The sequence below is a fragment of the Armatimonadota bacterium genome, assembly GCA_031459715.1.
GTDB classification, from domain to species: Bacteria; Sysuimicrobiota; Sysuimicrobiia; order Sysuimicrobiales; family Humicultoraceae; genus Humicultor; species Humicultor tengchongensis.
On record JAVKIA010000031.1, the window covers coordinates 14829 to 28072 of the forward strand.

The 13244-nt window shown below is 69.9% G+C and carries 12 protein-coding genes; 3 read left to right on the forward strand and 9 right to left on the reverse strand.

Features of this window, described 5'->3' with window-relative positions; all coding sequences use genetic code 11:
• Positions 1–8 precede the first annotated feature (8 nt).
• Genes QN152_10710 through QN152_10720 form a run of 3 tightly spaced genes read left to right on the forward strand, consistent with a single transcriptional unit; the run spans position 9 to position 2911 of the window.
• Positions 9–410, forward strand: a complete 402-nt coding sequence (locus QN152_10710) for a DUF2231 domain-containing protein (GenBank protein MDR7539979.1) — start codon at positions 9–11, stop codon at positions 408–410.
• On the forward strand, positions 411–1166 hold the full coding sequence (locus QN152_10715) for a response regulator transcription factor (protein ID MDR7539980.1): 756 nt from the start codon (positions 411–413) through the stop codon (positions 1164–1166).
• Positions 1166–2911: an ATP-binding protein gene (locus tag QN152_10720; protein ID MDR7539981.1), complete on the forward strand. Its 1746-nt coding sequence runs from the start codon at positions 1166–1168 to the stop codon at positions 2909–2911. Before QN152_10715 ends, QN152_10720 begins: the two co-directional genes overlap by 1 nt.
• 368 nt (positions 2912–3279) lie before the next feature.
• Here QN152_10720 and QN152_10725 read toward each other — a convergent pair whose 3' ends face one another.
• The 9 genes from QN152_10725 to QN152_10765 form a co-directional block, all read right to left on the reverse strand.
• On the reverse strand, positions 3280–3990 hold the full coding sequence (locus QN152_10725; GenBank protein MDR7539982.1) for an ABC transporter ATP-binding protein: 711 nt from the start codon (positions 3988–3990) through the stop codon (positions 3280–3282).
• Positions 3991–3994: 4 nt separating this feature from the next.
• Positions 3995–4789, reverse strand: coding sequence for an ABC transporter ATP-binding protein (locus QN152_10730; protein MDR7539983.1), 795 nt, complete (start codon positions 4787–4789; stop codon positions 3995–3997).
• Positions 4782–6485, reverse strand: a complete 1704-nt coding sequence (locus tag QN152_10735) for a leucine/isoleucine/valine transporter permease subunit (protein MDR7539984.1) — start codon at positions 6483–6485, stop codon at positions 4782–4784. Before QN152_10735 ends, QN152_10730 begins: the two co-directional genes overlap by 8 nt.
• 16 nt (positions 6486–6501) lie before the next feature.
• Positions 6502–7563 (reverse strand): branched-chain amino acid ABC transporter permease, encoded by a 1062-nt coding sequence (locus QN152_10740; GenBank protein ID MDR7539985.1) that lies wholly within the window; start codon positions 7561–7563, stop codon positions 6502–6504.
• 115 nt (positions 7564–7678) lie between these two features.
• Positions 7679–8941, reverse strand: a complete 1263-nt coding sequence (locus tag QN152_10745) for a branched-chain amino acid ABC transporter substrate-binding protein (protein ID MDR7539986.1) — start codon at positions 8939–8941, stop codon at positions 7679–7681.
• 132 nt (positions 8942–9073) lie between these two features.
• Entirely contained in the window at positions 9074–10279 is a 1206-nt protein-coding gene (locus QN152_10750; GenBank protein ID MDR7539987.1) for a branched-chain amino acid ABC transporter substrate-binding protein, read from the reverse strand.
• A gap of 7 nt (positions 10280–10286) precedes the next feature.
• Positions 10287–11297: an ornithine cyclodeaminase family protein gene (locus QN152_10755; protein ID MDR7539988.1), complete on the reverse strand. Its 1011-nt coding sequence runs from the start codon at positions 11295–11297 to the stop codon at positions 10287–10289.
• The gene (locus QN152_10760; GenBank protein MDR7539989.1) at positions 11288–12214 is read right to left on the reverse strand and encodes a proline dehydrogenase family protein; all 927 of its coding nucleotides are present in this window, start codon (positions 12212–12214) and stop codon (positions 11288–11290) included. Before QN152_10760 ends, QN152_10755 begins: the two co-directional genes overlap by 10 nt.
• A 7-nt stretch (positions 12215–12221) precedes the next feature.
• A complete protein-coding gene (locus tag QN152_10765) occupies positions 12222–13085 on the reverse strand; it encodes a divergent polysaccharide deacetylase family protein (protein MDR7539990.1) in 864 nt (287 codons plus the stop codon).
• Positions 13086–13244 lie beyond the last annotated feature (159 nt).

Genomic DNA, 13244 nt, shown 5'->3' on the forward strand with positions numbered 1-13244 from the left:
GGAGGCCCATGGTCTTTCTCTACCACCCGTTGGTGGTCCACTTCCCTGTCGCCCTGTGGCTGACCAGCGCCCTCTTCGAGCTGCTTTACCTGGCGCGGCGGGAGCGGCTGTACGCCATAGTGAGCCGCCTGCTCATCGGGCTGGGGCTGCTGGGGGCCGCAGCGAGCATCGCCTCCGGCTTCCTGGACCTAGACCGCCAGGTGGCGCTGGGAGTGGGCAGCGGCATCCTCCTGCAGCACCGCCTCCACTCCCTGCTGGCCTACGGGGCCACGGCGGCATACCTTCTCGCTTTCCTGGGACGCTGGCGGCGGGGGGTGGTCCCCGTCTGGACCACAGTCCTCTCCCTGGTCGGAGCGTTGGCCACCGCCGCCGCGGGATTCAGCGGCGGTGAGCTGCGGAGGGTGATGTAGATGGCCACGAGAACAGGCGAGGGAGCGCGCCCAGAGGAGCCGCGCGCCGCCCCGCGCATCCTGGTGGTGGACGACGAGCCCCACATCGTGGAGCTAGTACGCTACAACCTGCAGCAGGAAGGCTTCGCCGTCTCCGTGGCCGCCGACGGTCGCGAAGCCCTGACCCGGGTGGCCAGCGACCGCCCCGACCTGGTGGTCCTGGATATCATGCTGCCCGAAGTAGACGGAATTGAGGTCTGCCGACAGATCCGGGCGGGGTCGCGGGTGCCGGTGCTGATGCTTACGGCGCGGGACCGGGAACTGGACCGGGTGGTGGGCCTGGAGCTGGGGGCCGACGACTACGTGACCAAGCCCTTCAGCCCGCGGGAGCTGGTGGCCCGCATCCGTGCCATCCTCCGGCGTACCGGAGGCGCCGACCGTCTGCCGGAGACCGGTCCCCTGGAGGCCGACGGGCTGGTCCTTCACCCCGAGACCCACGAGGTCTGGCTGCATGGCCGGCCCGTGGACCTGACGGCCAAGGAGTTCGAGCTGCTGAAGCTGCTGATGCGCCACCCCAACCGCGTCTTCACCCGGGACTTCCTCCTGGAGCACATCTGGGGATACGACTACTTCGGCAGCACCCGCACCGTGGACATGCACATCAGCCGCCTCAGGGAAAAGATCGAGGACGACCCGGCCGACCCCACCTTCATCCAGACGGTGCGCGGCGTGGGCTACAAGTTCAAAGCGGGGACCCGCGCCCCCGGGCGGCGCTGATGCGCTCCATTCGCTTCAAGCTCATCGCCACCTACGTGGCGCTGGCCGCGGTAGTCCTGGTGGTGGTGACGGCGGTCATGCTGGCGGCCCTGCACCGCCGCTACCTGGAGACCTACCAGTACATGATGGCCACCCAGGCCCGGCTCATTGCCAGCATGCTCTTCGCCTACTTCCGGGAGGAACCCCTCCCCCGCGAAGAGATGGAGGCCATCGCCCAGCGCTTCCGCTGGCGGCCGGAGACGCGCATCGCCGTCCTCGATGCCCGGGGCGTCCACCCCGGTGCTCCCGGTGCGCCCCCGCCGCCCGAGGTGGCCGCCGCCCTGGCCGGCCGGGAGGGACGCAGTGTCCGCTACGACCCGGCCAGCGGCCAGGAGCGGGTCTTCGCCGCCGCCCCCATCGGCAGCGAGGGCGCCTGGGTCGGGGTCGTGCACGTCTCCATGCCGGCGGTCTGGGCGTGGCGGCAGCTGCAGCGGGTCCTGCCCGCCTTCGGCGGCGCGCTCCTGCTGGGCCTGGCGGCGGCCTGGTTCGTCGGCGCGCGGCTGGCACGCAACCTCACCGACCCGGTGGAAGCCCTCACCCGGGCGGCTCAACGGCTGCGGGAGGGGGAGCTGGACGCCACCGTGGAGGTCCGCACCCGCGACGAGATCGGCCGCCTGGGTGAAGCGTTCAGCGCCATGGCCGTCCGCCTGCGGGAGACGATCCGCCGCCTGGTGGAGGAGCGGCACACGCTGGAAGCCATCCTCACCGGGATGGTGGACGCCGTGGTGGCCATCGACCGGAGGGAGCGGGTGATCCTGGTGAACCTGGCGGCGGAGGAGCTGCTGGGGGTGCGGCGGGAGGAGGTCATCGGCCGCCCTGCTGGCGGTGTCCTGCCGCGGGCGCTGCATGGGCTGGTGCAGGAGGCCGCGGCGCGCCGGCACGCGGTGGCCGCGGAGCTGCCGGGAGAAGGCGGCGGACGGCTGGTGGAGGTCCGCTGCGCCCCCATCCGGGGCAACGGTGAGGTCGCGGGGACGGTGGCGGTGCTGCGGGACGTCACCGAGCTGCGCCGCAGCGAGCGCCTGCGCCGCGAGCTGACGGCCAATGTCTCCCACGAGCTGCGCACGCCGCTGACCTCCATCAAGGGTTTTACCGAGACGCTGCTCGCCGGGGCCATGGGGGACCAGGCCGCCGGCCGGCGCTTCCTGGAGATCATCAACGCCGAAGCCGACCGACTGGTCAAGCTGGTGGACGACCTGATGGACCTCGGCCGGCTGGAGGCCCGCGGCGTGGCCCTGGAGCTGGCCCCTGTGTCCGTGCCGGCGCTGGTGGAGGAAATGGTGGCCCACCTGCGGCCGCTGGCGGGAGGCCGCCGCCTGGAGGTCCGCTCCGGACCCCCCGGCGCCGTGGTCCTGGGGGACCGCAACCGTCTGGCTCAGGTGCTGACCAACCTCATCGACAACGCCATCAAATTCACCGGCGAGCAGGGGCGGGTAGAGGTGGGCTGGCAGGAGCAGGATGGCAGCGTGCAGATCACCGTGCGCGACGACGGGCGGGGTATCCCCCCGGCCGACCTGCCTCACATTTTCGAGCGGTTCTACAAAGCCGACCGCTCCCGCGGCACCAGCGGCGGCAGCGGCCTGGGCCTGGCAATCACCAAGCACATCGTCGAGGCCCACGGCGGGCACATCCTGGTCGAGAGCGAGGAGGGCCGCGGGACGACGTTCACGGTGATGCTGCCCAAGCCGGAGAACGGCCAAGCGGCCTGATCCTGGCCTCCACGAAAACAGAGGCAGCGCGCTCAGGTCTCCCCCGGCCGATGCCAGTCGCTGCCGTCCCGTCCCATCGGAACGCATGACCCGGATGGCTAGATCGTCACCCCGGCTGCCCAGAAACGCAAGCCACCGCCCGTCCGGAGACCGGGCGGGCAGCAGGCTGATGCCGCCGCTCACGAGACGCCGGGCCACCGGCCCGGGTGATGACTCCGGGCCGGTACAGGATGTCCCCGCTGGTCAGCCGCGTCCGTCCCGAGCCATCCGGGTTCATCACTTGCAGGTACCAATTTCCTTCTCCGATCCGGGAGAGGAAGGCGATGCGTCCGGACCTGCAGGTTCAAGGGGTGTGAGCGGGAAGCGGTCTAGCCGCCCAGGTAGGCGCGCCGCACCTCCTCGTTGGCCTGCAGCTCCGCGGCCCGGCCGCTCAACGCCACCTCGCCTGTCTGCAGGACGTAGCCGCGGTGGGCGATGGTCAGGGCCATGTAGGCATTCTGCTCCACCAGCAGGATGGTCGTCCCCTGGGCGTTGATGGTCTTGAGGGTCTCGAAGATCTGTTCCACCAGCACCGGGGCCAGGCCCATGGACGGCTCGTCCAGCAGCAGCACCCGGGGGCGGGCCATCAGCGCCCGGCCGATGGCCAGCATCTGCTGCTCGCCTCCGGAGAGCGTCCCCGCCACCTGACTGATTCGCTCCTTCAGGCGGGGGAAGAGGGCGAAGACCCGGTCCAGGTCCTCCTTGATGCCCCCCGGGTCCTGGCGGGCGTAGGCGCCCATCATCAGGTTCTCCAGGACGGTGAGGCGGGCGAAGATACGCCGTCCTTCAGGGGCATGCCCGATCCCTTTGTAAACGATGACGTGTGGGGGCAGGGTGTCGATGGGCTCGCCCCGCAGCCGAACGCTTCCTACGCGGGGGCGGAGCAGCCCGGAGATGGTGCGCAGGGTGGTGGTCTTGCCCGCGCCGTTGGCGCCCAGCATGGCCACCACCTCGCCCTCGTCCACCTGGATGGAGATCCCCTTCAGGGCGTGGATGTTGCCATAGTAGACGTGGACGTTCTCCAGCTCCAGCAGGGCCATTCGCTTACGACCCCACGCCGGCCAGGCCGCGGCGGGTCCCCAGGTAGGCCTCGATCACCCGGGGGTTGTTGCGTACCTCTTCGGGGGTGCCCTCGGCGATCTTCTGCCCGAAGTCCAGCACGGTGATCACCTCGGAGATCCCCATGACCACCCGCATGTTGTGCTCAATCAGCAGGATGGTGATGCCCAGCTCGTCGCGCAGGCGGCGGATGAAGGCCATGGTGTCCAGCGACTCCCGGGGGTTCATGCCCGCGGTGGGCTCATCCAGCAGCAGGAGGGTGGGCCGGCTGGCCAGGGCGCGGGCGATCTCCAGGCGGCGCTGCTCCCCGTAGGGCAGGTTGCGCGCCAACAGGTCGCCCTTTCCCCGCAGGCCGACGAACTCCAGCAGCCGCAGGGCCTCCCTGTGGGCCGCCGCCTCCTCGCGCCGGGTCTGGGGCGACTGCAGAATCGCCCCCATCACCGAGGCGCGAATGTGCTGGTGCATGCCCACCAGGATGTTCTCCAGGCAGGTCATGTTGGCGAAGAGGCGGATGTTCTGGTAGGTGCGGGCGATGCCCAGGCGGGAGATTCGGTCGGGGGCCAGGCCGTCCAGGGGAACGCCGCGGAACTGGGTCTGCCCTTCCTCCGCCCGGTAGAAGCCGGTGACGCAGTTAAAGTAGGTGGTCTTGCCGGCGCCGTTGGGACCGATGATGCTGTGGATGGAGCGTTCGGCCACTGCCAGGTCCAGCGCGCTCAGGGCCACCAGGCCGCCGAAGCGCTTGGTCAGGGCGCGTGAGACGAGCAGGGGAGGCCTATCCATCGCTGGCCGGGCGCACCTCCGCAGGCTCCGCGGGGAGCGGGGGAGCCACCGGCTCTTCGGCGGCATGCAGCTCGCGGCGCACGATCGCCGCAGGCAGAAGGCCTTCCGGCCGCAGCTGCATCATCACCACCAGCGCCGCCCCGTAGACCAGGAAGCGGTACTCGGCGAACTCCCGGAACAGCTCCGGCAGCCCCACCAGGAACAGCGAGCCCACCACCACGCCGGGAATGCTGCCCATGCCGCCCACGATGATCAGGGCCAGCACGTTGATGGAGATGAGCAGCTGGAAGCTGTGGGGAAAGACCGAGCCGATCATCACGGCGAAGATCGCGCCGCTCAGGCCCCCGAAGGCGGCGCCGATGGCAAACGCCAGCAGCTTGACGTTCACCAGGTTGATGCCCATGGCCTCAGCCACATCCTCATCCTCGCGCACCGCCATCCAGGCCCGCCCCAGGCGGGAGTCGCGCAGCCGCGTGGCCACGAAGATGACCAGCAGGCACCCCGCCACCACGATGTAGTAGAGCTGCTCCGGTCCACGGAACTCGAACCCGCCGATGGCCGGCTTGGGGATGCTCAGCACCCCCTGCGACCCTCCCAGCCACGGCCGCAGGGCGTCGGAGAGCACCAGCAGCCGGATGATCTCCCCGAACCCCAGGGTGACGATGGCCAGATAGTCGCCGCGGATGCGCAACACGGGAATGCCCAGGATCACCCCGGCCACGAGGGAAGCCGCCATGGTTACGGGGATCGCGGCCCAAAACGACATCCCGGCGATGCCATGCTGCCCCGTCGAGGTCAGCAGCCCCATGGTGTAGGCGCCGATGGCAAAGAAGGCAACATACCCCAGGTCCAGCAGACCGGCAAAGCCCACCACCACGTTCAGCCCCAGCCCCAGCAGGGCAAAAACCCCTACCAGAACGAAAACCTGGGAGAGAAACGGTCCCGCCGCCACCGGTACCAGGAGCACGAGCAGAATGATCAGCGTCAGGCTCAGGGCGCGCAGGGCCCGTTGCCGGGAGGAAGGTAACGCCTCGCTCCAGCGCCGGGTGGCCGGGTGGCTCCAGGCCCAGAGAGCGCTTCCACCCGCGGCCAGGGCGAAGATGATCAGGGCGCCGCGGGGCAGCAGCCCCTCGGTGGAAAACAGCAGCATCTGGACGGCGCTTCCGGCCCTGGTCCGAGCCAGCACCAGTTGCACGACTTCCTGAAAGAGCCCCACCACCAGGACCCAGGTCAGGCCGGCGAAGAGCGGCCGCCGCCACGCGCCGCCCAGCAGCGCCGCGGCCGCACCCACCAGGCCCCCCAGGGCCCACCCCAGCAGGATCAGATGGGTGCCGGCAGGACCCCGACCGAAGGACAGCAGGGCAAACAGCCGTGGGGTGGCGCTGACGAACATGGCCCGCAGGTTGACCACGCTGGCCACCCAGACCAGCGCCGCCACCAGCACACCCGCCACCGCCCCGGCCAGCGCTCCCCGCAGCAGCACCGCCGCCACCGGGCCGCCCGCCCGCCGCGCCACCTGATAGCCCACCCCCAGGGCTGTCAGCACCAGCAGCAGCAGCCCCAGGGAGATGACCCCGGCAACGATCTGGCGCTCGGCGAAGGTGTCCACCATGCCCACCATGGCCAGGAAAACGGCCACGCCGCCCCAGATCAGACCCTGCCTGATAGCCTCTGCCCACGGTCCGCCGGCGCGCACGGCCTGCTCCTCCGTCCTACGCCTTCTTTGCCGCCAGCCGCTCGCCCAGGATCCCCGAGGGCCGGAAGATCAGCACCATGACCAGCATGGTAAAGGCAATGACGTCGCGCAGCTGGTAGGGGGCGACAATCCCCAGGCCGTCCAGCACCAGGATGGGGCCCACGGATTCAAAGAGACCCAGGAAGACGCCACCCAGCATGGCCCCGGGGATGTTGCCGATGCCACCCAGCACAGCCGCGGTGAAGGCCTTGATGCCCGGGATGAACCCCATGAAGAAGTGCACCTGCTTGAAGACCAGGGCATAGAGCAGGCCGGCCGCCCCGGCCATGGCTCCACCCACGAAGAAGGTGATAGCAATCACCCGGTCTACGTCGATGCCCATCAAGGCGGCGGCCTCCATGTCCTCGGAGACCGCCCGCATGGCCGTGCCTGTTCTCGTCCGCATGACGAACAGGTAGAGCACCAGCAGCATCACCACGGAAGCCACGATGACTACGGCCTGTGTGCGCAGCATGGGGATCCCGGCGACGACCAGCTTGCCCCTGAGGACAGCCGCTTCGGGATAGGCCTGAAACCCGGAGCCGAAGAACCCGCGGAAGGTGTACTGCAGGAAGAAAGAGGCCCCGATGGCCGTAATCAACGGCACCAGGCGGGGTGCTCCTCGCAGAGGCCGGTAGGCGATCCGCTCCACCAGCAGCGCTACCACCGCCGAGGTGGTCATGGCCACGGCCAGGACCACCAGCAGGCTGACCAGCGGGTTACGGTCCAGGTACCCCGAGCGGCCGAAGGCCGCGGCCACGTAGTAGCCCACGTAAGCCCCGCTCATGAACACCTCGCTGTGGGCGAAGTTGATCATGCGCAGGATGCCGTAGACCATGGTGTAGCCCAGGGCGATCAGGGCGTAGATGCTTCCCTGGGAAAGGCCGAAGACCAGCAGGTCCATCCAGACGTCCGGGCCGTAGCGTGCCGCCCGCACGGTCCCCACGGTCCCGTAGATCAGGACGAACAGGACGACCAGTCGGAAGGCCCACAGGTACAGGTCGACGATCGAGATCCGCTGCAACCAACCGCGGGGCATGAGCCTCTCACATCAGCCGCGTGACATGAGCCTCTCACATCATACTAAGGGGGGATGAGCCCGGACAATCCGCGGCTCATCCCCCACGAACGCAGCCGTACCTTCGCCAGAGTCCCTACTTCTTCACCGGCCAGATCTTCTTCGGGTTGTTCCCCGGGTCCCACTTGGCCGGATCTGCCGACAATGTCTGGTAGATGACGATCTTGGGGTCAGCACAGTCTCCGTACTTGTCGCAGGTCAGGGTCCCGGTCAGCCCCTTGAAGTTCTTGGTGGCGTAGAGGGCGTCGCGCAGCGCCTTCCGCCCGATGTAGGTGTTGCCAGCAGCGTCCTTCTTGGCCACCTTCTCGATGGCGGCGAAGATCATCATAGCAGCATCGTAGGCGTGAGGGTGGAACGGAGCCAGGGGCTTCTCCCCATACTTCTTCTGGTGCTTCTCCAGGAAGACCTTGTACCCCGGCCCCAGGGCTTCCGGCGAGAGGTCAGGACTGGAGTGGTACATCCCAACAGCGGCGTCCCCAGCGGCCTTCATGAAGTCGGGGGAGAACATGCCGTCGGCCCCCATCAGCTTGACCTTCTCCAGGCCGGCGACCTCCTTGGCCTGCCTGGTGACGAAGCCGCCCGCGGCGATGAAGATGGGGTAGTAGATAAGCTGCGGCTTCCCTGCCGCGATCTTGGTCAGCACGGGCCGCATGTCCGTGTCGGTGGGCGAGATGGCTTCCTGGGAAGTGATGGTCCCACCCAGCCGCTTGAACACGTCCGCGAACACGTTGGCCAGCCCCTCCGCGTAGGGGCTGCCATCGTGGATCGTCGCCGCCTTGCGCAGACCCAGGTAGTGGTAGACAAACTGAGCCGCCACCCGTCCCTGGACTTTGTCGTTGTGGGCCGTGCGCAGGTACCCGTCATAGCCCGGTCCGCGCTTGGGGTCGGTGAGTATGGGCGCAGTGTTCGAAGGAGAGACGGTAACGATCCCGGCCTTCCACAGGATCGGCACACCCGGGACGGCTTCGCTGGAGCAGTTGGAACCGATGGCCGCCACGATGGCCTTGTTGGCGGCCAGCTTGGTCGCGGCGGTGGTCCCGCCCTCCGCGTTGCAGCCGGAGTCCTCGCCGATCAGCTTGATGGGGTGGCCGGCCACGGTCTTCTTGTCGTCGATGGCGATCTCCACGCCGCGCCGGGTGTCGATCCCCAGGCTGGCGTCGGGCCCGGCGATGACGAACCAGTAGGCGATGACGATGGGCTGCCCGCGGTTGACCTTGACCACACCGATCGGGTCAGTCACGGGCCCCAGAGTGGCCGCCGGTGCCGTGGTGGCATAGTATGGACCGGTCACCAGCAGGATGGCGACCAACAGGGCTATTGGCAGCTTGACACGCTTCATCCCGCTCTCTCCCCCCTCCGCTGGTAGTAGACGATCGGACTGCACCAGCCTATCCATTGTCCTGGCTTGGTTGCAAGTAGGCTTCGGCACCCCGGGGGGAATTCCTCTCGGCGCGGCCAGGCCGGGCGCCCCTCACCTGCGGGTCGGCGGCGGGGGCAGGCGGAGCGTGCGCACGAGCGTCCGACGCTCCCACTCCCCCGGGTTCGCTGAGGTCACCCGGACGACGAAGTAGCTGGCAGGATTGGGGTCACCCCGCCTGTCGAAGCGGAAGGTGCCGCTTGGCCCGCGGAACAGACTACCGCGGATGGCCGCACTGACCTGGCGGCGGGTGGGTCGTCCGCCGGCAGCACGCGCCGCCCGGGCCACCGCGTCCAGTCCCAGGGCTGCCGCATCGTACGCCTGCAGGGCAAAGGCGGCAGGTTCCGCCACAAACCGTCTCCGGTAGTCCCGGACGAAGTCCTCCGCCCCCGGGTAGAAGTCCGGGGGGCCGGCCACCAGGGTGAAGTAGGTGCCCACAGCACTGCGGCCGGCGGCCTGCAGCAGTCGGGGAGAATCCAGCCAGTCCGGGCCGATGAAGGCCGAGGGGACCTCTCGGCGGCGGACCTCCCGGATGACCGGGCCCGCCTGGGTGAAGGGTAAGGCCAGGAAGATGAGGTCGGGAGGGGGTTCGCGAAGTGCCTCCAGCACCGCGGCCGGGTTTGCCCCCACCTCGACCTCGCCACCCACGGCCATCCCCAGCCGCAGGGCTGCCTGGCGGAAGGCGGCGGTCACCGCGCGCCCGAGAGCGGAACCCTCGCGGGCAATGACCACCCGGCGCGCCTTGAGGTCGGAGGCGGCGAACTCGGCGGCCGCCCGCCCCTGCACGTCGTCTCGCCCCACCACCCTGAAGATAGTCTCCAAGCCCCGCTCCGTGAGCTGTGGATCAGAGCTGGCCGGGGAGATCATGGCTAACTCCGCGGCCGCGTATACCTCGGAGGCGGGCAGGGCCACACTGGAGGTAAGGTGTCCGACGACCAGCAGGACCTCCGGGTCAGCGACGATGCGCGCCGCGGTAGCCCGGCCGAAATCCGCCCGGGCCCGGTCGTCAAAGGCGGCCAGGCGCAGGTCGTATCCCAGCGCCGCCATCGGCGCGGCGTGCTTCTCCAGGGCGAGCTGGACCCCGTTGCGGATCGCCACCCCCAGGGTCGCCCGGTCACCTGAGAAGGGGCTGGCCACGGCCACCGCGACCACCGGCCGGGTCGAGGCGGGGGCGGGACGCTGCAGAGCGCAGGCGGAGGCCGCAGCCAGGAGCAGCAGCGCCATCCCGGCGCGGAGCAGGACTGTGGAGGCGCGGCGCAATGGCGGGCTACCCCCCGTCGACCAGGCGCACCACCTGCCCGGCTCCCCTAGCGGCAGCGCGCTGCAGCGCGGCGGCCCCCACCGTCACGTCCAGGGCCGCTGTCCCCACGGACTTGAACAGGGTCACCTCCTCCGGGTGGCGGCGCCCCGGACGCAGCCCGGCTGCGACCTCCCCGATCTCGGCGTGAATCTGCTCGGCGCTGAAGCGGCCCTCGGCGATGGCCAGCAGCAGGTCGCCAGCCTCCGCCAGGCAGCCTGCCCGGGAGTCGACGACCACAGTGGCCCGGGCCACCAGGTCGGCATCCACCTCCCGCGTCTGGGGAGTGAAGGCCCCGATGAGGGTGAGGTGGGTTCCCGGCGCTACCTCGGCCGTGGGGACCACCGGGGTGGGGCTGGTCGTGGCGGTGATGACGATGTCGGCACCGCGCACCGCCAGCTCCGGCGAGGCCGCGGAAAGGACCGTGGCCCCAGCGGCCCAAGGCTGGGCACGGACCCAGCGGACAAAGGCCTCCGACCGCTGTGGGTCTCGGGCCACCACCCGGACCTGGGTGATCTCGCGTACCGCAAAGACCGCCTCAAGCTGCGTACGGCCCTGGACGCCGGCGCCGAAGAGGGCCACGATGTGCGCATCAGGGCGGCTGAGTAACTGCGCCGCCAGACCGCCGGCAGCGCCGGTGCGCAGCGCGGTCAGCGCCGCTCCTTCCACCAAGCCCAGGGGTGCTCCCGTGGCCGGGTCCTGGACCAGCACCAGCGCCGTAATGGTGGGAAGGCCGCGGGCCGGGTTGGCCGGGTAGACGCTGACCACCTTCACCCCCAGCGCGCGCAGGGCTGGGACGGCCGCGGGCATGAACAGCGTCACCCCTCCCTCTTCCCCCGGCAAGGGGACCCGCAGGGGGACCTGGGCCTCGCCGCGCGAGAGGTGGACGAAGGCCGCCCGCACCAGGTCGATGGCATCCGCCATGGGGACCAGCTGCCGCAGCTCTGCGGCCGAAACCAGGCGCAGCTCCCCTACCGCCATTCCGCGAAGACGCTGCGGAGCAGGAACAGGACATTCGCCGGACGCTCCCCCAGCCGGCGCATGAAGTAGGGATACCATTGCTCGCCGAAGGGGACATAAACGCGCACGTGGTAGCCCTGGCGCACCAGCGCGGCTTGCAGGTCGCGGCGCACCCCGTAGATCATCTGGAACTCGAAACGCTCCGGGCCGATCCCCTCCCCGGCGGCCACCGCGCGGGCGTAAGCGATCATCCGGGGGTCGTGGGTGGCGATGGCCGGGTAAGTGCCCCGGTGCAGCAGCACGTCCGTGAGGCGGCGGTAGGCCGCGTCCACGTCCGCCTTGCGCGGATAGGCCACGGCTGGAGGCTCCAGGTAAGCGCCCTTCACCAGGCGGATGCGCACACCGGTCTCCACCAGATCCGCCAAGTCCTGCTCGCTGCGCCGCAGGTAGGACTGGATGACCAGGCCGACGTTGCTCCACCCTTCCCCCCATACCCTGCGCCACAGGGCCAGGGTCGGGTCCACCAGGGCGGACTCTTCCATGTCGATGCGCACGAAGATCCCCTCCCGGTCCGCCGCCTCCAAGATGCGCCGCAGCAGCCTTTCGGCCAGTACCGCGTCGCTGGCCAGACCGAGCTGGGACAGCTTGATGGAGAGGTTGCAGTCGAGCCGCTCCAGGGTGATCGCTTCCAGGACTTCCAGGTAGTGATTCGCCGCCTCCTGTGCCTCCGCGGGGCTGGTGGTCTTCTCCCCCAGGTAGTTGAGGCTGGCGTGGATGCCCAGGCCGTTCAGCGCCCGCACCGCCGCCACCCCCTCGGCCAGCGTCTCTCCGGCGACGAAGCGACGGGAGGCGCGCCGGGCCACCGGGTTGCGCAGCACGAAGCGCTGCATGCCGCGGTGCTGCGAGAGGTAAATGAAGAACGCCCGCAGGGCGCTCATGGGCACCTCACCGGGTGTTGAGCAGGTCGGACACCGGCACCAGCACCACCCCCGCCCTGTCGAATTCGGGGAGGAGCTGACGCAACACTTCCGCGGTCCCCCGCTGGGCATGCCCGATGCCGATGGCCCAGCCCCTCGTCCGGGCTGCCTCCAGGAGCCTGCGGACCTGCCCGGTGATGTAGGCGGGCTCGTCCTCGTTGTCCAGGAAGACTGTCCGCTCCACCGCCGGCACCCCCAGCGCGCGCGCTACCTGCATGGCCACCGTGCGGGGGGTGGTGCGGCTGTCCACGAAGAAGAGCCCCTGCTCCCGCACCACACCCAGCACAGCGGTCATCACCCGGAGGTCGGCGGTAGCCCGGGAGCCCATGTGCCCGTTGATCCCCACGGCGCCCGGGACCTCCGCCAGGCCGGCCCGCACCACGGCAGCAATCTCCTCATCGCTCATGGCCGTGGTCACGCCCCCCGGACCGAGGCGGCGGTCCTCCTCAGACTCCAGGGGGAGGTGCAAGAGGACCTCCAATCCGGCGGCCTGTGCCCGGCGAGCCACAGCCGCCGAGGCCGCAAGTCCCGGCAGCACGGCCAGGGTCACGGGTCGGCCCAGAGCCAGGATCGGCTCCACCTGCTGCAGGGTGGCTCCCGCATCGTCAAAGATGAGGGCCACCCGGGCGGCGGGTGTCGGCTCGGAGCGCACCACGGCCGGCGAGGCCCCGCGCAGAGCACCACCCCGTGGTCCGGGCTGGGGGCGGGCCGTCGGCAGAACCACCCGGGGCGTGGCTCGAACCGTTTCCCCCGAGGGCCGGGGCGGCGAGAGGACGGCAGCCTGGGGCTGGCGCCAGGTCCACCACACCCCGGCGCCGACACCCAGCGCCATCACCACAGCCCAGCCCACCCCCCAGGAGCGGAGGGATCGGGCACGACGGGAAGACCGGCGGGAGGGGCGGGCGGGTGACATCTAGTGCACCGTCGCCCAAATTCGGCGGCAGTACCATTGATGCATCGCGTGCCTCGTGAACGACCACCGAAAAGGATG

What these genes read in the sequence shown, in the direction of transcription:
- QN152_10760 (MDR7539989.1), bottom strand. Translation starts at nt 12,214, where the DNA reads ATGAGCGCCCTGCGGGCGTTCTTCATTTACCTCTCGCAGCACCGCGGC.
- QN152_10720 (MDR7539981.1), top strand. Translation starts at nt 1,166, where the DNA reads ATGCGCTCCATTCGCTTCAAGCTCATCGCCACCTACGTGGCGCTGGCC.
- QN152_10710 (MDR7539979.1), top strand. Translation starts at nt 9, where the DNA reads ATGGTCTTTCTCTACCACCCGTTGGTGGTCCACTTCCCTGTCGCCCTG.
- QN152_10715 (MDR7539980.1), top strand. Translation starts at nt 411, where the DNA reads ATGGCCACGAGAACAGGCGAGGGAGCGCGCCCAGAGGAGCCGCGCGCC.
- QN152_10745 (MDR7539986.1), bottom strand. Translation starts at nt 8,941, where the DNA reads ATGAAGCGTGTCAAGCTGCCAATAGCCCTGTTGGTCGCCATCCTGCTG.
- QN152_10765 (MDR7539990.1), bottom strand. Translation starts at nt 13,085, where the DNA reads ATGGCGCTGGGTGTCGGCGCCGGGGTGTGGTGGACCTGGCGCCAGCCC.
- QN152_10730 (MDR7539983.1), bottom strand. Translation starts at nt 4,789, where the DNA reads ATGGATAGGCCTCCCCTGCTCGTCTCACGCGCCCTGACCAAGCGCTTC.
- QN152_10725 (MDR7539982.1), bottom strand. Translation starts at nt 3,990, where the DNA reads ATGGCCCTGCTGGAGCTGGAGAACGTCCACGTCTACTATGGCAACATC.
- QN152_10740 (MDR7539985.1), bottom strand. Translation starts at nt 7,563, where the DNA reads ATGCCCCGCGGTTGGTTGCAGCGGATCTCGATCGTCGACCTGTACCTG.
- QN152_10755 (MDR7539988.1), bottom strand. Translation starts at nt 11,297, where the DNA reads ATGGCGGTAGGGGAGCTGCGCCTGGTTTCGGCCGCAGAGCTGCGGCAG.